The organism is Acinetobacter sp. WCHAc010034 (assembly GCF_001696615.3).
Lineage (GTDB): Bacteria > Pseudomonadota > Gammaproteobacteria > Pseudomonadales > Moraxellaceae > Acinetobacter.
Genome location: NZ_CP032279.1, coordinates 452,476 through 470,255, shown reverse-complemented (window position 1 = coordinate 470,255; position 17,780 = coordinate 452,476). Strand labels below are relative to the sequence as shown.

15 protein-coding genes are annotated in these 17,780 nt (G+C 49.0%); 9 read left to right on the top strand and 6 right to left on the bottom strand.

What is annotated here, in order from left to right:
* Nucleotides 1-29 precede the first annotated feature (29 nt).
* The 4 genes from zapE to BEN74_RS03580 all read left to right on the top strand — a co-directional run bounded on the left by zapE (nt 30) and on the right by BEN74_RS03580 (nt 6,489).
* On the top strand, nt 30-1,175 hold the full coding sequence (gene zapE / locus BEN74_RS03595; protein ID WP_068912382.1) for a cell division protein ZapE: 1,146 nt from the start codon (nt 30-32) through the stop codon (nt 1,173-1,175).
* Between the two features lie 377 nt (nt 1,176-1,552).
* A complete protein-coding gene (locus tag BEN74_RS03590) occupies nt 1,553-3,715 on the top strand; it encodes a malate synthase G (protein ID WP_068912384.1) in 2,163 nt (720 codons plus the stop codon).
* 570 nt (nt 3,716-4,285) lie between these two features.
* Nucleotides 4,286-5,728, top strand: a complete 1,443-nt coding sequence (locus BEN74_RS03585) for an aldehyde dehydrogenase family protein (RefSeq protein WP_068912386.1) — start codon at nt 4,286-4,288, stop codon at nt 5,726-5,728.
* A gap of 101 nt (nt 5,729-5,829) precedes the next feature.
* On the top strand, nt 5,830-6,489 hold the full coding sequence (locus BEN74_RS03580; RefSeq protein ID WP_068912388.1) for an SOS response-associated peptidase family protein: 660 nt from the start codon (nt 5,830-5,832) through the stop codon (nt 6,487-6,489).
* A gap of 15 nt (nt 6,490-6,504) precedes the next feature.
* Here BEN74_RS03580 and BEN74_RS03575 read toward each other — a convergent pair whose 3' ends face one another.
* A complete protein-coding gene (locus BEN74_RS03575) occupies nt 6,505-6,969 on the bottom strand; it encodes a MarR family winged helix-turn-helix transcriptional regulator (RefSeq protein ID WP_068912390.1) in 465 nt (154 codons plus the stop codon).
* A gap of 628 nt (nt 6,970-7,597) precedes the next feature.
* On the opposite strand from BEN74_RS03575, the gene BEN74_RS03565 reads away from it, so the two are divergent.
* Nucleotides 7,598-9,112, top strand: coding sequence for a TerC family protein (locus tag BEN74_RS03565; RefSeq protein WP_068912394.1), 1,515 nt, complete (start codon nt 7,598-7,600; stop codon nt 9,110-9,112).
* A gap of 115 nt (nt 9,113-9,227) precedes the next feature.
* Here the strand turns inward: BEN74_RS03565 and thiM are convergent, their stop codons facing one another.
* The 3 genes from thiM to BEN74_RS03550 form a co-directional block, all read right to left on the bottom strand.
* Nucleotides 9,228-10,097: a hydroxyethylthiazole kinase gene (gene thiM / locus BEN74_RS03560; RefSeq protein WP_068912396.1), complete on the bottom strand. Its 870-nt coding sequence runs from the start codon at nt 10,095-10,097 to the stop codon at nt 9,228-9,230.
* Nucleotides 10,098-10,109: 12 nt separating this feature from the next.
* Entirely contained in the window at nt 10,110-11,276 is a 1,167-nt protein-coding gene (locus BEN74_RS03555) for a hypothetical protein (RefSeq protein ID WP_068912398.1), read from the bottom strand.
* 186 nt (nt 11,277-11,462) lie between these two features.
* Nucleotides 11,463-11,726, bottom strand: coding sequence for a hypothetical protein (locus BEN74_RS03550; protein WP_068912400.1), 264 nt, complete (start codon nt 11,724-11,726; stop codon nt 11,463-11,465).
* 201 nt (nt 11,727-11,927) lie between these two features.
* On the opposite strand from BEN74_RS03550, the gene BEN74_RS19255 reads away from it, so the two are divergent.
* From BEN74_RS19255 to BEN74_RS03525, 4 genes are all read left to right on the top strand, one after another.
* A complete protein-coding gene (locus BEN74_RS19255) occupies nt 11,928-12,167 on the top strand; it encodes a hypothetical protein (protein WP_162898128.1) in 240 nt (79 codons plus the stop codon).
* Nucleotides 12,168-12,337: 170 nt separating this feature from the next.
* On the top strand, nt 12,338-14,947 hold the full coding sequence (pepN, locus tag BEN74_RS03540) for an aminopeptidase N (RefSeq protein ID WP_068912404.1): 2,610 nt from the start codon (nt 12,338-12,340) through the stop codon (nt 14,945-14,947).
* A 590-nt stretch (nt 14,948-15,537) separates the two neighbouring features.
* Nucleotides 15,538-15,753 carry a hypothetical protein gene (locus BEN74_RS03530; protein ID WP_068912579.1) on the top strand — a complete coding sequence of 72 codons (216 nt, stop codon included), beginning with the start codon at nt 15,538-15,540 and terminating at the stop codon, nt 15,751-15,753.
* 122 nt (nt 15,754-15,875) lie between these two features.
* Nucleotides 15,876-16,325 (top strand): RDD family protein, encoded by a 450-nt coding sequence (locus tag BEN74_RS03525; RefSeq protein WP_068912408.1) that lies wholly within the window; start codon nt 15,876-15,878, stop codon nt 16,323-16,325.
* A 284-nt stretch (nt 16,326-16,609) separates the two neighbouring features.
* Here the strand turns inward: BEN74_RS03525 and BEN74_RS03520 are convergent, their stop codons facing one another.
* Both BEN74_RS03520 and BEN74_RS03515 read right to left on the bottom strand, forming a co-directional pair.
* Nucleotides 16,610-17,056, bottom strand: a complete 447-nt coding sequence (locus BEN74_RS03520) for a universal stress protein (protein ID WP_068912410.1) — start codon at nt 17,054-17,056, stop codon at nt 16,610-16,612.
* Nucleotides 17,057-17,164: 108 nt separating this feature from the next.
* Nucleotides 17,165-17,608 carry a universal stress protein gene (locus BEN74_RS03515; protein ID WP_068912412.1) on the bottom strand — a complete coding sequence of 148 codons (444 nt, stop codon included), beginning with the start codon at nt 17,606-17,608 and terminating at the stop codon, nt 17,165-17,167.
* Nucleotides 17,609-17,780: the final 172 nt, after the last annotated feature.

Genomic DNA, 17,780 nt, shown 5'->3' with positions numbered 1-17,780 from the left:
TTCTATAGCCTAAAATAGTATTAAATGATATGTCAGACTTTCAATCTCCACACAGCACCGCTTTTACTCCAATTTCACCGGCAGAGCGCTATGCGCAGGCGCTGGCTTCTGGACAATTTTTGCCGGATGACGCGCAGGCGCAGGCGGTGCATGAGCTGGACCGGGTCTGGCAGGAGCTGCTGCAGCGCTTTAAGGCTTCTAAAAAAGCGTTCCGCCGTTTCCGCCGCCAAAGCTCGCCGCGCGGCGTGTATATGTGGGGCGGCGTCGGCCGCGGCAAAACTTGGCTGATGGATCAGTTCTACGAATCTGTGCCGTTCCGCCGCAAAACCCGCATGCATTTCCATCATTTTATGCAGTATGTGCACCGTGAACTGAATAAGCTGTCCGGCCAGCGCAATCCGCTGGAGATGGTGGCGGACCAGATTTACAAAGAAGCCGTGGTGATCTGCTTTGATGAATTCTTTGTTTCCAACGTCACCGACGCAATGATCCTGAGCGATTTGTTCCAGAAGCTGTTTGCCCGCGGCGTGACTTTGGTGGCAACCTCAAACATTGCGCCGGACGGCCTGTATCGGAACGGCATCCACCGTGACCGCTTTATTCCAACCATTGAAATGGTGAAAAAGCACTGCGCGGTGCTGAATGTCGATGCCGGTGTGGATTACCGCCTGCGCGTGCTGAAGCAGGCGCAGCTGTTCAAGTCGCCTTTAACCCATGAAAATAAAGTCTGGATGGCGCAGCGCTTCAGCGCATTGACCCAGACTCAGCTGCAGTCGCAAGAGCCGATCATCATCAATAAGCGCATTGTTGAAACCATTGGCCATACCGAAGACGTGCTGTGGTGCGAATATTCAGAGCTGTGCCTGAAGCCGCGCAGCCCTGCGGACTTTATTGAAATTGCCAATATTTACAATACCGTGCTGGTCAGCAACGTGCCGCATTTGACCGATTACCTGTCTGAAGGCACGCGCCGCTTTATTTATCTGGTCGATGAATTCTATGACCGCGGGGTAAAGCTGCTGCTGACCTCAGAAGATTCGATTGTTGATCTTTATCAGGGTGATAAATTAGCCTTTGAAATTGAACGCACGCGTTCACGCCTGCTGGAAATGCAGTCGGATGATTACCTGAACGCGGCGCACCGCCAGATTAATGCGCCTGAGAATGCTGAATAGGCAAAAAAACTGCACAAAATGAGCGCCGCAATCCGGCGCTTTTTTTATGCAAAATAGGCTGGCGAATTTATCGACATTTCTCATTTTTCATGGCTTAATCTAGTTTCCCTAAGACTGAAAATGGATATTTTGTACAGTTTTGAGGCAAAATTCTGCACTTAAGTCTAATTTCGGCATCTCAAAAACTTTATAAACTGTTTGAGAGCATTCAAGCTGATGATGATGTCGCATTTCTGATCTTCATTTCATTAAATAATAAGGGTATTGGTTTAATGGAAAATGATCGCTATTTAGTAATGTGATAGTGCTATTCAGCTAAGTATAAATAGGTATACTGGAATCTCTTGTTATAAAAAGTAGCAATATCAGGAAAGACAATGACTGCACGTATTCAAAAAGGCAAGTTAGCGATTGCTAAAGAACTTTACGATTTCATCGAAAATGAAGCACTTCCGGGTTCTGGTTTGGACAGTGAAACATACTGGAAAAACTTTGAACAAGTCGTTGTCGATCTTAGCCCAAAGAACAAAGCACTATTGGCTAAGCGTGACGACATTCAGGCGAAAATTGATGAATGGCACCGCAACAACAAATTTGAACTCGAAGCTTACAAAGCTTTCCTTACAGAAATTGGCTACTTGGTACCAGAAGTAGAAGATTTCCAAATTACCACTGAAAATGTAGACGAAGAAATTGCACTGCTGGCAGGCTCGCAGCTGGTTGTGCCTGTGCGCAATGCGCGCTACTGCTTAAATGCTGCGAACGCGCGCTGGGGTTCTTTATACGACGCGCTTTACGGCTTTGACGTGATCCCTGAAGACGGCGGCGCGGAAAAAGGCAAGGGCTATAACCCGGTCCGCGGCGAAAAAGTTATCGCATTCGCTAAAAACTTCCTCAATGAAACTTTCCCGCTTGCACATGGCTCGCATGCCGATGCAGTTAAATATGCGGTTGAAGGCAAGAAATTAGCCGTTACTTTAAAAGACGGCTCAACAGCGGCTTTGGCCAAAGAAGCGCAATTCGTCGGCTTTAACGGCGAAGAAGCTGCGCCAACTGAAATCGTTCTGCTGAACAACGGCCTGCACGTGATCATTGAAATCAATGCGAACAGCCCGATTGGCAAAACAGACGCAGCCGGCGTAAAAGACCTGGTTCTTGAATCTGCATTGACTACAATTCAGGACTTGGAAGATTCGATTGCTGCTGTAGACGCTGAAGAAAAAGTTGAAGGCTACCGCAACTGGCTTGGCCTGATGAAAGGCACTTTGGAAGAGTCTATCGAGAAAAACGGCAAAACCGTTACCCGCAAATTGAGCCAAGACCGTACGCATAAGAACTTAATTGGCGGCGAAACCAAGCTGCACGGCCGCTCGCTGATGCTTCTGCGCAACGTTGGCCACTTAATGACCAATCCGGCAATCCTTGTAGATGGCGCTGAAATCTACGAAGGCATCATGGATGCGCTGATTACTCCATTGCTGTCTTTTGCAGACATCAAAGGCGAAAACACCATTAAGAACTCGCGCAAAGGCTCAATGTACATCGTGAAGCCGAAAATGCACGGCCCGGAAGAAGTCGCTTTTGCAGTGGAGCTGTTTGAGCGTTCTGAACAGGCGCTTGGCCTGCCGGCGAAAACTTTGAAAATCGGCATTATGGATGAAGAGCGTCGCACTTCAGTCAACCTGAAGAACTGTATTGCGCAAGCCAAAGACCGCACGATCTTCATCAACACTGGCTTCATGGACCGTACAGGCGATGAAATCCATACCTTCATGGAAGCTGGCCCATTCGTCCGCAAAGGCGAAGTGAAATCTCAAATCTGGTTCCCGGCGTATGAAAACCGCAACGTAATGATCGGCCTGCGGGCTGGCCTGCGCGGCAAAGCGCAAATCGGCAAAGGCATGTGGCCGAAGCCGGACATGCTTTTAGACATGTACAAAACCAAGATTGAGCATCCGGAAGCGGGCGCAAGCTGCGCATGGGTTCCGTCTCCGTCTGGCGCGGTAATTCACGCAATCCATTACCATCAGTGCAACGTATCTGAGCGTCAAAAAGAATTATTGAACACTCAGCCGCTGTCACTGGATGACTTGCTGACGCCTCCTTTAGCGGCGGACACCAGCTGGACTGAAGAAGAGAAAACCAAAGAACTGGAAAATAACCTGCAAGGCATCTTGGGTTATGTGGTTCGCTGGGTAGACTTGGGTGTAGGCTGTTCTAAAGTGCCTGACATCAACAACGTCGGCCTGATGGAAGACCGCGCAACACTGCGTATTTCTTCTCAGCACGTTGCAAACTGGCTGCGCCACGGCATTGTCAGCAAAGCGCAGGTTGAAGAAGTGATGCAGCGCATGGCGAAAATTGTGGATGAGCAGAACGCCAATGATCCGGAATATACCGCTATGGCGCCTGGTTTTGACGGCTATGCTTACCAAGCAGCTTATGACTTGGTATTCAAAGGCGGCGAACAGCCTTCTGGCTATACTGAGCCTCTGCTTCACGCGGCGCGCTTGAAGCTGAAAGGCTATACAGGTGACTAATCCTCAGCTGTAAATCTGCAAAAAAGCCCGCTGTAGCGGTAAAGCCAGTCAGTTAAGAAACTGACTGGCTTTTTCTTTTTAAATTCTAGACTTTATTTGATACGCGGAAGCGTCATCCGCAACCTGAGCAAGAGTAAAAGCACTGCTTTTGCTCGAAGCGTAAGGCGAAGCGGTGGTCTTTGAAATGGACTGTTTTTGCGACGAAAGCTGTTTAAGTGCAGAAAGTGAACAGGTTTCGCGGATGACAAATGTTTTTGGTTCTTTTGGCGAATGAGAAACATTGTTTCGAAAGGAACAAAACGAGCTCCAAAAATTCGATTTAAAAACGGTAAGACTCCGCCGTGAATAGCCCCCAAAATTAAGAAGTTTCACCATAAACTTCTTAACTGATCAGCATTACCTCAAGCATGCGCTTTGGGCGCACAGGATTGCCAGGCTTTACAGCATCATTAGATGAAAATCAGCGGCCGCGGTATTTTGATTGCGAAACGTTACCGGCGCGCCGGAATGCTGGAAATGATCTGTTCAAACAGATACAGTGGTCTGAATGAATAAAAAACAGGTGAGTGTATGGATGCATATCAGGGTTTGGATCAGCAGCTGATTGGCGGCCATTGGCAGGCCGGCACTTCGGTTAAAACAATACATAATCTCAATCCATACACACAGCAGCTTATTTTTGCACTGCAGGGCGCCAGCATTGTCGATGTCGACAGCGCCTATGCCGCTGCGGAAAAGGCATTTCATGGCCAGCTGATTCAATCCGCTGAACTGCGGAAATCGGTGATTCAGAAGTTGCAGGACCTGATCCGCGCCAGGCGGGATGAGATTGTCGGCTGGCTGATTCGCGAATCCGGCAGCACGCGCCTTAAGGCCAATATAGAAGTCGACGCCGCGCTGGGCATTATTCAGGAAGCCGGCGCTTTTCCAGATCAAATGCTTGCAGAAGAACTGGAAAGTAAAGATCTGCAGAAGCGCAGTTTATTTTTGCGCAAGCCTTTGGGCGTGATTGCGGTAATCAGCCCCTGGAACTTTCCGTTTCACCTGTCGATGCGTTCAGTGGTGACGGCGATTGCCTGCGCCAACACAGTTGTGCTCAAGCCGGCCAGCGAGACGCCTGTCACCGGCGGAACACTGCTGGGGAAACTGTTTGAAGAAGCGGGATTGCCAGCAGGCGTTCTCAGCGTGGTCGCCGGTTCGGGCAGTGAAATCGGCGATTACTTTGCCGAGCATGCTGTGCCTAAAATGATTTCCTTTACCGGCTCCACTGAAATCGGCCAGCGGGTCGGGGCCAAGGCGGTGGGCGGGGAACGCTTGAAGCGGCTGGCTTTGGAGCTGGGCGGCAATGCGCCTTTGGTGATTCTGGATGACGCGGACTTGGATTTGGCTGTTGAGCTGACCGTCATGGGGCGCTTCCTGCATCAGGGGCAGATTTGCATGAGCACCAACCGGGTGATTGCCGATGTCTTGATTCATGACGCTTATGTTGAAAAGCTGCTGGCCCGAGTCGGGCAGATTGCAGTCGGTGATCCGGATGACCCTGCGACATTGATCGGGCCGATTATCAATGCAGCGCAAGTGAAAAAGCATCAGCAGATCATTCAAGTTGCGCTAGAGCAGGGCGCAGAGCTGATTTATGATGGCGGGATTCAGGGCAATTTGGTTGCGCCGCATATTTTTATCAATGTCGATTCCTCTTCAGATCTGGCGCTGGAAGAAAGCTTTGGGCCGATCCTGCCTATTCTGCAGGCGGAAAATGAAGCGCATGCCTTAGAGCTGGCCAACAGCACGCGCTTCGGCCTGTCCAGCGCGGTGTGTACCCGGGATCTGGAGCGCGGCGCCGGCTTTGCGGCCCAGCTGGATGCCGGCATGACGCATATCAACGGCATCAGCGTGGCGGATCATGCCAATGCGCCTTTTGGCGGCGAGAGAAACTCGGGTCTAGGGCGGTTCAATGGGCGCTGGATCTTTGAAGAATTCACCCGCACTCACTGGATGACGCTCCCGCTGTGAGTGCACACAAGCGGGCGGAAGCCCGCTTAATCCGGCGCTGAGTTGACCTTCTTAGCAGCGCGTGCTTATGATGATTTGTACTTTTCTGAATGGCTTGAACCATGTGCGCTAATTTCAAACCGCTGACCATTGCGCAGCTGCAGCAGTTGAGCTTGCCTGAGATAGAATTTGAATATGCGGATGAAGCCTATCCCAATTATGAACTGCCTTTGCTGTTTCATTCGCAGCAGGGGCTGGAATGGCGCAAAGTGCATTTCGGCATGATTCCCAAATGGGCCGATGATAAATCAATTGCGCTGAAAACCTACAATGCCCGCAATGAAACCCTGATGCAGAAGCCAAGCTTTGTCAACGCGGTCAGTAAATGCAAATTTGGCGTCATGCCGGCTGCAGAGTTTTATGAATCAAAATATATTGACAATAAGCCGCAGCGCTGGGGCGTCAGGCGCAAGGACGGCAATGCGTTCTATATCGCTGCGCTGTATGACATTTGCCAGAAAGGCGGTGAAATCATCCGTTCGGCCAGCATGATTACTATGGATGCCATTGATCATCCCATGATGAAGGAGTTCCATGCGCCGGGCAGTGTCAAGCGTTCGGTGATTGTGATACCGCAGCAGCGCTTGGCGGAATGGCTGAACTGGAGCAGCCCGGATATTCAGCCCTTTGTTGAGGGCTTTCCGGCAGATGAGTTTGAATGCTTGCATGCGCCAAAAATAAAAATCGAAAAAATCAGTCCCCAGCTGAATTTTTTCGATTGATATATTGGCTGCAAATTAACGTGAAAGGTTTTTGAAGATATGCTTCAAGCTTTCCATGGTTTTTTCAATCTGAAGCGGGGTCAGGCCTTCAAAGGACTGCTCAAGCACCACATTGGTCAAGTCGTTAATTTTCTGCGTCATCTGATGGCCTTTTTCAGTGAGGATGACCCGGGTAATGCGGGCATCATCTTCGCAGGAATAGGTGTCAACAAAGCCTTCATCCTTAAGCCGGTAGACGATTTTGGTGGTGGTCGACATCTTGGAAACCATCATTTCAGATAAATCTGAGACACTTGCGTTCGGTTTGGATTTCAGCGCAAGCAAAATGCGGCGCCTAGAGTTATCCACGCCGTATTTTTTCAATGCATGATCGACGTTCAGCACGTACTGGGCATGCACTTGCGTCACCCAATAATAGGGAAAGCTTTCCAAGCTGAAATTATCACCTACCGGCAAGAATTTTGAATATTTCTTCGTCATGAGAGGTCCCCGATTTTGTTGTAATTTTATTTGAGCGTTTCAGTATTTTATGAAAAATTATGGCCCAATATCAATAGATTTTTAAAATATATAAAAGAAAGGAAGCCTGCGTTCAGATTTTCTTTCCAATGCTTCAAATTAAGCGTGGTGGCTGAGAATATGCACTAAGCCAGAGATTGCCGGAATGGACAATCTTGGCTATGGGTTCATTTTAGTGAAAAATTCAAATTTGAAAACGCAGTTTTATTGCGAAAGATTTCAGGCTGGCTGGCCATAAAGTGCCTGAAGCAATGCAGGCCGCACATGAACTCAGTAAATATTAACGTTAAACAATTGCTTATGATCTTTATTTGGCGCACTGAAGGGCTAAAACCTGAGCATGACTGTGCAGTCTGCATTTGTAAAATTTCAGCCTTTTGGCCGATAGTTAGATGCTTTTCGCCGGCATCTGCCGGATTTTTGAAAAAAATGCATGGATTTATTAAAAAATGCAAAAAATCCATTACAAAATGCGCAGTTTATGCATAATAAAATTAACTTTGGCTGTAAAGGTTGTTTTTATGGATCCGTCGCCGTGCGCAGATCTGCTTAATTCTCTTCAAACACATGGTTTTGGAGACAACATCTGATGGAATTTTTATTAGACCCCGGCTTGTGGGTCGGCTTAATTACTTTAATTATCCTTGAAATTGTACTGGGTATCGATAACCTGGTTTTTATCGCCATTTTGGCCGAAAAGCTTCCCCCTGAACAGCGCGATAAAGCGCGCATTATTGGCCTGTCTTTAGCGCTGGTGATGCGCCTGGGCTTGCTGTTCGCCATTTCTTGGCTGGTCACTTTGACTAAGCCGCTGATTGACATATTTGGCCTGAGTTTCTCCGGGCGGGACTTGATTTTGCTGGGCGGCGGATTATTCCTGCTGTATAAAGCCGTCGCCGAGCTGCATGAAAAAATGGAAGGCAAGCCTGAAGTTAAGGTTGCAGCGAATGTGGTTTATGCCGGCTTTACTGCAGTTGTAGCGCAAATTGTGGTGCTGGATGCAGTATTCTCGCTGGACTCTGTGATTACCGCAATCGGCATGGTGGACAACATCTATGTAATGATGGCCGCAATGGTCGTTGCCATGGCTGTGATGCTGTTGGCATCCAAACCGCTGACGGCTTTTGTGAACCGCCATCCTACTGTGGTGATTCTGTGCTTAAGCTTCCTGATGCTGATCGGCATCAGCCTGATTGCCGAAGGCTTCGGTTTCCATATTCCAAAAGGCTATATTTACTCAGGCATTGGCGTTGCGATCCTGCTGGAAGCGCTGAACCAGTTCCGCAGCCGCAACATGGCGAAGCATGAAGCGAAAATTCCGCTGCGCCACCGCACCGCGGACAGCATTTTGAAATTGATGGGCGGCAGGGTTGAATCTGCAGACGGCCAGCATCAGGCTCAGGAGGCTTTTGCGGACGAAGAGCGCTATATGATTGGCGGCGTGCTGACTTTGGCCGAGCGTTCGGTGGCTTCGATTATGACGCCGCGCAGCCAGATTTCCTGGGTGAACTTGAATGATACGCCTGAGCAGATCCGCGAGCAGGTGCTTTCTGTGCCGCACAGCCTATTTCCGGTCTGCCGCGGCAGCATGGATAAAGTCATCAGCATTGTCCGCGCCAAAGAGCTGCTGGATGTGCTGGATGATGAAGCGGAGCTGAAAGACCTGATCAAGAAGCACCGCCCAATCTACATCTTTGAAAAAATGAAGGTGATTGACGCCATTAATACTTTGCGCACTTCAAAAGGCTCACTGGTGATGGTGTCTGATGAGTTCGGCAATGTGCAGGGTCTGATTTCGCCGCTGGATGTTTTTGAAGCGATTGCCGGCGAATTCCCGGACGCCGATGAGCAGCTCGATTTGGTGAAAATTGATGACAAGTCATGGAAAGCATCTGGCATGCTGGACTTATACCAGCTGGAATTGGAGCTGGGCATGCTGGATCTGGTTGAAGACGATGCCGGCTATATCAGCGTATCTGGACTGATTCTGGATAAGATGCAGGGCAATGTTGAAGTAGGCGCCGAGCTGGAATATCAAGGCATTCAGTTCAAAGTGACCGAAATGGACGGAAACCGGATTAAGACTGTTTTAATTCAGGCTTAATCCGCCGTCCTTTCATTCAGGCTGCGCCCGCAGCTTGAATTGATGAGTGCCAGCTTATTTTAGGATAAGCTGGCATTTTTTATGCATGACGGGCTGCAGGCTGAAGCCGACGCGCTTATAAAGCCTGAATGCTGAAATCGCTGTACTGCTGCAGGTCTTCCGCATTCAGGCTGTAAATTTCATCTAAAAACGCGACATTAAAGCTGCCCGCTGTGTTGGCGCGCTCATAGGCCTTTTTGCCGGCCACCGCAAAATGGATATGCGCAGCCACAGCTCCTGCAATTATGCTGCTGCTGACGGCGCAATAGGCTGCAGTCAGCGCGCCCAAGGCGCAGCCCGATGCGGTGATTTTAGGCTGCAGATAGGAACCGCCATTAATCTGAATCACGGCATTCAGCGCTCTGGACAGAATAAAGTCAGATTCGCCCGAAATGGCAATGCATTCCGCATGTTCAAATAAGCACTGCGCCTGTCCATAGACCGCTGCGCTGCTGACGGTGCTGTCTACGCCTTTGGACTGAATCTGCCGGCCTGCCAGCGCGCCAATTTCAGAGGCATTGCCGCGGATAACGCTGGGCTGGTGCTGCAGCAGCGTGTCCACCATATCTGAACGCCATTTCAGCACAGGACCATAGCCGACAGGGTCCAGCACCCAAACTTTTCCAAGGCTTTGCGCAGTCTGGGCAGCCAGCTGCATGGCCTGCATTTGTTCAGAAGTCGGCGTGCCCAAATTCAGATTGATGGCGCTGGCGATGCGGGCAAAGCCTTCAGCTTCAAAGGGGTTGTCAATCATAGCCGGGGAGGCGCCGGCGGCCAGCAAAACATTGGCCACATAATTGCCGGCCACGCTGTTGGTGATGATATGCACCAGAGGCTGCTGGGTTTTCAGCTCTGTCCATGCGTCAATCACCTGTAGCAGCAGCGGGGCGGTCAAATCGGACAGGGTGCTGTTCATGGCGGTGTTCAGCTGTTCCGGATAGTTCATTCGTTTTCTCCCTCAGCGGGTGAAGTAATGGTCTTGATGCTTGCAGGAGCGGCAGAACAGTGAAACATGATTTTCTGCATCATAATCCACATTCAGCTCATCCGATCCGCAATGCATGCAGCGCTTCAGCGCGTAAAATTTCAGCCGCGGCTCGACTTTTTCCCAAATTTTCCAAATGGGCTGTACAAATACCGTGTCGTCACAGCCTAAAAAGCGGAAGAATAGAATTTCCGCCATTTTTGACATGGGAATCTGCGGCGGGTGCGGCAGCGTGCTGGTAACCCATTTTTCTTGCAGGCCGCGCTCACGGTACTGCTGTACGGTTTTTTTCAGCAAATTGGTATTGATGAATTTTTCATTGCGCGGCTGCAGCAGTTTCTGCTGATGCAGGTAATCCAGCGCCGTTTGCATCAAATAGAAAATCTGCCCAACGGCAAGGCTGTCCAGCAGGCGGTAGCACAGGGTTCTTAAACTGTTATTGCCGGAAATCTGCACTTGCCAAATCCGGCAATAAAACTGAATGAACTGCACGATTTTTTCATACATGATTTCATAAATGGCGTCTTTGACTTCATCGGAACTCTTGAAGGGAATGCCCTGCGCCAGATTTTCATAAAACCACAGGCGCAGCTTATGCGCAATGCTGTACAGGCTGGGTTCAGAATAGCCGTCCAGGCGCACGTTGATGTAATATTGCCCGGCTTCATCTGCATAGTCTTTTAAAGTCAGGACATGCTGATCGATCATGCGCTTGATCAGGTTTTTCTGATACAGATAGTTGGGGGAAATCGGATAGTATTTAATTTTTTCCCAGTCAATGAATTCATCATGCTGCGAGTTTTCAAAGACTTGATCATCTAAAACCGCCAGCAGGAACAGCTTCTGAATAAAGCTCAGCTGATTCAGCTTATGCTCAATCATGTCCTTATCTTTGCCTTTATTTTTCTGCTTGAAATTTTCCTGATGCAGCGCTTCCTTAATCAGCTTTTTGCGGCTGGCCTGGCAGGCCGCGCAGTGGCAGTTATGGGTTTTATCCTGATAGACTTTATGCTCGCAATAGCTGCACTCATGATAATTCAGCTCCTGATCATACTGTTCTGCTTCCACCCAATACATAGATGCGCGGCACAAAGGGCATTGTGTACTTTCATCCAGCTGTTTTTGCAGAATTTGAAGCATAAAGAGGCATCATCAATTGAAAGGCTTAAGCTATTATACACAGCAAAATTAAAGCTGCGGGCAGCTTGCCGGCGCAAATCTTTTCAGGCCCAGCGCCCTTAAGCCGCGCAATAAAAAAGAGCCGGCTCAGCCAGCTCTTTTGAGGGTTAAAACAGCGTTAAGGAAAGTCAGTGTTTAGAACAAGCTTCAGTAAGCTGCCGGGCACGGCAGCGATTCATCCTCCTCTCCAAGCTGTTTTGCATTGATTAAAGCCCGTGCTTTTTTAGAGGGCGCTTTTTTGCAGCCAAGCGCATCATAGCTGTTGATGATGGCGCTGACATCGCAGGCCTGCAAAGGAATGCCTTCGCAAGTCATGAATACGGCAATCACTTTATGATCAATCTTTGCGGCATCAAGCGCCTGCAGGGTCTTGATGTTTTCGACGCGGACAATGTGTTCTTTTAAATACATCTTGCACCTCTTTATTGCTGCCGGAATTTTGCTTGCTTAGGTTTTATAGTGAACTTTGCACGCTTAGATACAAGCAAAATTCGTGCACAAAATGTACAGCTTTAGAAATTAATGTTTGAATTTCTTCAAAAGGGCTGCCGCGCAGCTGCTGTAAAGCGTGCAATAGGAGGAAGGGCGGGAAGCAGAGTCATTGGCAAACCTATGAAATATAATGCAGTTATCATCATTAGGCCTTGCGCGGCCGGCCATCTTTCTGCTTTGCGCCTGCAGAGAGGCAATGCGGCAGAACAGCGCGCCATAAATGAATTCTTCCGGGCTTTGGCAACATGCGCGCCTGAACAGCAAGCATGCCGGCGGCCGGCAGCGCCAATGCAGTCCAAAATGGCGCAGCGCAGGAAAACCGCTGCTTTGTCTTGCGCCGCGCAGCTGAACATTGGCTGAATTATAAGCCGGAAGCCCGAATTAACCCATGGATTGAATTGAAAAGCGCAGCTGGCAGTCCCATATAGAAAAACAGGGCAAAGGCGCAGACAAACTGTAAAGATTGACCTATGATCAAACGATCTTAGAGAGAAAAGTCTAGCCAAAGACGACATGCATTAGGACACAATATGAATATCGCGGCGAATCCAGTGGTCGAAGCAGACCAAACGGTTTATTTAAAAGATTACCAAAAACCTTCTTTTCTTGTTGATTCAATCAATTTGGATATTCAAGTCTTTGATGAGCAGACCTATGTGAATGCCAAATTGGTGATGCAGCGCCAGACTGCAGGGGACTTGGTGCTGCTGGGCCGTGATCTGGAGCTGAAATCCATTCTGCTGAATGGCAAGGCGCTGTCTGAAAGCGACTATACGCTGGATGCGGAACAGCTGGTGATTGCCCATGCGCCGGATCAGGCGGTGATTGAAACCCAAGTCGTGATTCATCCTGAGTCCAATACCCAGCTGGAAGGCCTGTATCAGGCCGGCAGCGATCTGTTCGTAACGCAAAACGAACCGGAAGGCTTCCGCAAAATTACCTTTTATCCAGACCGTCCGGATGTTTTATCGGTCTTTACCACCCGGGTGGAAGCTGATAAAAAATTTCCGGTATTGCTGGCCAACGGCAACCTGATTGAAGCCGGCGAGGCTGGCGCAGGCCGCCATTACACCATTTGGCAAGATCCGACCAAGAAGCCAAGCTACCTGTTTGCCTGCGTAATCGGCGACTTGGCCGTGCTGAAAGACCGCTATGTGACCTCTGAAGGCCGTGATGTGGCTTTGGAAATTTATGCGGTAGAAAAAGACATTCCAAAATGCCGCATTGCGATGGAAGCGCTGAAGCATTCCATGCAGTGGGATGAAGAGCACTATGGCCGCCCTTATGACTTAGACAACTATATGATTGTAGCCACCAGCCAGTTCAATATGGGCGCAATGGAAAACAAGGGCTTAAACATCTTTAATACCTCATGCGTATTGGCGGATGAAGAGTTCACCACTGACGCCGCCATCATGCGCGTGCAGTCGGTGATTGCCCATGAATATTTCCATAACTGGACCGGTAACCGCATTACCTGCCGCGACTGGTTCCAGCTGTGCTTAAAGGAAGGCTTGACGGTTTTCCGCGATCAGTCTTTCTCGGAAGACCTGCAGTCTGCCGCCGTGCAGCGCATTGACGATGTTGCCGTGCTGAAAGCGCACCAGTTCCCTGAAGATTCAGGCCCGCTGTCGCATCCGCCGCGTCCAGACCATTTTGTTGAAATCAATAACTTCTATACCGCGACTGTGTATGAAAAAGGCGCGGAAATTAACCGCATGATGTCAACTTTGCTGGGCAAGGAAAAATTCCGCAAGGGCACAGATGAATACTTCAGCCGCCATGACGGCCAAGCCGTGACGGTGGAAGACTGGGTGGCCGCTTTAACTGCAGGTTCAGGCGTAGACCTGTCTGCATTCCTGACCTGGTACAACCAGCCGGGCACGCCTAAACTGGAAGCCAAAGGCCAATATGACGCCGCGGCGCAAACTTACCGCTTGAGTTTGAAGCAGAGCCTCAAAGCGCATCCGAAATACCCTGACTTGAAAGCGGTGCCGATTCCTGTGGCTTTGGCCTTATTCAATGCGGAAAGCGGCGAGCAGCTGATATTGAACTCTTCAGCGCTGGTTGAAAATGCGGTGCAGGACGGCGTCTACCTGTTTGATGCGGAAAGTGCGGACATTGAATTCAGCGGTGTGGCTGCGAAGCCTGTGGTGTCGCTGCTGCGCAATTTCTCTGCGCCTGTAGATCTGGAATTCAACTATTCCGATGAAGAGCTTGCATTCCTGATGCAGCATGAAACCAACGGCTTTAACCAGTGGCAGGCTGCTCAGACACTGCTGGAGCGCATTTTGCTGAATGATCATGCTGCTGGAATTTATATTCAGGCCATGAAAAACACTTTGCCTGAGCTGATTCAGAAAGATCCTTTGCTGGCGTCGCGCCTATTTGACGTGCCGTCAGAAGGCTATCTGGGCAGCCGCATTGATGCGGGCTACAGTCCTGCCGCTATTCAGGAAAAGCGCAATGCCTTGCTGGAAACGCTGGCGCGTGAACTGGGCGCATTCTGCAAAGAAACTTTCCTTGCGCTGGACCCGGATCTGCAAAAAGAATTTTCACAGGCGATGGGCGTGCGCGCATTGAAAAACATCATGCTGGGCATGATGGCGCGCCAAGGCGATGCACAGGCCTTTGAGCTTGCCTATGAACAGTATCAGGCAACGGGCAATATGTCTGAGCGCTTAGGCGCATTGCGCGTGCTGGTCTGGAATGATGCACCGCAGGCGCAAGCGGCTTTGGAAGATTTCTATGCGCGCTTTAAAGAGGAAGCATTGTCGCTGGATCAGTGGTTTATGGTGCAGGCGGCGCATCCAAAAGCGTCTGCGGCAACCATTCAGTACTTAACTGCGCATCCAGACTATGATTTGACGACGCCAAACCGCATCCGCGCGGTCAGCGGCGGCCTGAATGCCAATCCGGTCAATACGTGGAGCTTTGGCGTGCAGCACTTTATTGGCCTGGCGAAGTATCTGGATGAGAAAAACCCGATTGTCGGCTCGCGCCTGCTGCAGGCGCTGTCGCGCTGGTACACTTTGGCGGAGCCGCAGCGCGGCCAGGTCAAGGCTGAACTTGAGGCGCTCAAGCTGCAGGTGAAATCGAAAAACGTGTCTGAAACCTTGAACAGCATGCTGAACGTTTAATTTTTCAGCCGTAAAAAAGCCCTTTGCTATGCTGCATAGTGAGGTAATGCCAGTCAGTTAAGAAGCTGACTGGCTTTTTCTTTTTTTAACTTGAGATATTATTTGATACGCGGAAGCGTCATCCGCAACCTATCTGGCCTTTTAAATGGACTATTTTTGCAACAAAATTATTTAAGTGCAGAAAGTGAACAGGTTTCGCGGATGACAAATGCTTTTGGTTCTTTTGGCGAAACAAAAGAACAAAACGAGCTCCGAATATTCGATTTAAAAACGGTAAGATTCCGCCGTGAATAGCCCCAAAGGTTAAGATGTTTATTATAAAACTTCTTAACTGATCAGCATCAGCATAGTGAAGGGCTTTTTTACGGCTGTGCATAGCGCATGAGGCATGCCGTTCCCGCGCAAGGCTGAAAATTCAGAATGCAGCAAAACTGTTAAAACTATCCTTGTATTGCGTGAAAAGTGTTAAATAAATCACACTCAAGGTGTACAATAGCCTTAGGCTGATGATCAATGGTTTGGATCTCTCAGCCGGTGAATTTAAGCGGGCATTCCCTGAATCATTATGTGTTTTTAAGCGTGAGGCGGTTATGTTAGTTAAAGTTGAAGACGGTTTTTATTTGAACTCTCAACATATTATTGCGGTACGGATTGCAAAAAGCCTGCATGACGGCGCATTTGCGGTTGCTGTGGAATATACGCCGAATAGCCTGCAAAATACCGGGCTGTTTGAAAAAAAATTCCGCAATGGCGCAGAAGCGGAAGCGTATTTGCAGGACTTGCATCAGGCCATCAGCAAATCATAGTCCGCCCGCTGGAATCCCTCTATTGAGGGATTCTTTGCATCTGGGACTAAAATGCAGCTCGTATATCTGAATAAATTCAGGTAGATTGAAAAAATAAAATAAAAAGACAGGTTTTTAAACAGATGCTTAATTCAGATGTTCAGTATGCCGGGTTTTGGGTCCGCACCGGCGCCTCGCTCATTGATATTATTATTTTGATGATAGCGACTTATCCTATCCTCTGGTTCTTTTATTCCGGAGACTGGCACCGCATTTTTGCAACGGGCCTGTCTGAACAGCCGCAGGTGCTGTGGTTTGACATTACGGTGAACTATATTCTGCCTTTTGTTTATACCGTGATGGTCTGGATGCTGTGGTCTGCATCGCCGGGGAAAATCCTGCTGGGGCTGAAAATTGTTGATGCCGGTACAGGCGAAAATATTGACCTGAAGCAGTCGATTATCCGCTATGTCGGCTATTTTCCAGCCATGATGGCGCTGTTTATCGGCATTTTCTGGGTCGCATTTGACAAGCGCAAGCAGGGCTGGCATGACAAAATGGCCAATACGGTGGTCATCCGCACCAGTGAATAACGGATTCGGCGCTAAAAAAGCGCTTAACCGCGCAACGCCAGCCGGTTGAGGCTGATCCGCGCTGTGTTTAAAGATATAAGCTCCATTTAGAGCCTGCCGGTTTGCGCAAAGCTATGCGCTGCAAAATGCATCAAATCACGTGAACCGAATTTTCATATATTTAATAAAATCAGTTTCTTAAAATGAAAAAGCCAGCCGCTTACTTTAGGGGCTGGCTTTAGCTTCAGCTGGCTAAAAGCCAACTGAAGCTACATCTGCGCTTGAATAAAATCAGCGCTGATGATTTAGATTTTGACAATCAGCACCGGAATCGGGGATTGGGTCAGCACATTTTGAGCAACACTGCCCAGCATCACTTTCTGCAGGCCTGTGCGGCCATGCGAGCCCATAATAATCAAGTCTGCGCTGACTTCATCGGCAACTTGAATGATGCCTTCAGACGGCGAAACGCCGTGAATTAATTTGACATCAACGGCAATGCCGTCGCGGATAAAGGACTGCTTGATATCTTCCAGGCGCTCTTTAGCATTTTTTTCCGCCTGCATAAAGTAGTCGGTAATGGCGGGCGCAACTTTGTAGAAGTCCACGCCAAAAAACGGATCGACCGCAATCACGCTCATGACGGTTACTTGGCTGTTTAAAGACTTGGCTAAAGCAAGTGTCTGTTCAACGGCAGCGTAGGAAATTGGAGATTCATCGACAGGGACGAGGATATGCTGATAAGTAATCATGCGCTGCTCCTTAGGGTGTTCGGCTGTTGCGTGTTAAAAGGGGTAGTTTTCTGCGGCATGAATGCGCCATAGCAAAAGCCCGCCAAATATGGGCGGGCTTGCTGAAGGTTAAGCTTTTACGATCAGAACCGGCAATGCTGTATTGCTCAGCACGTCCTGCGCAAAACTGCCGAGCAGCATTCTCTGGAAGCCTTTGCGTCCGTGAGAACCCATCACAATCAGATCGGCTTTTAATTCAGCAGCTGTTTCTGCAATGCCTTCCGCAGAAACCTGGCCCTTAACGATTTTAGTTTCTGCATTCACGCCTTCAGCTTTGGCTGCTTCAAACGCTTCCTCTAAGGATTTGGTTGCATTTTCGTGCGCCTGCACAAAGTATTCTTTCATGATTGCGGATGAATAATAGAAATCCGCATCGGTGAACGGGTCTTCTGCGACTAAGCTGATGAGCATAAGCTTGCTGTCAAACGCCTTGGCGATTTGCGCGGCTTTTTTGACCGCAGAAAACGAGATTTGTGAACCATCAACAGGTACTAAAATTTGCTTATAAGACATGGGAGAAACTCCAAAGTTATCGTTATGACCCTGTCTTCAATTGATAGCACATTGTGCATGCGGGTTCAATTTATAATTTGAAAAAAGATCGTAAATTCATGAAATTAGATAATAATCAGTGTTGAAAATGCCAATTTCCCGGCAAATAAAACTGAGCATTCAGATCGGCTAT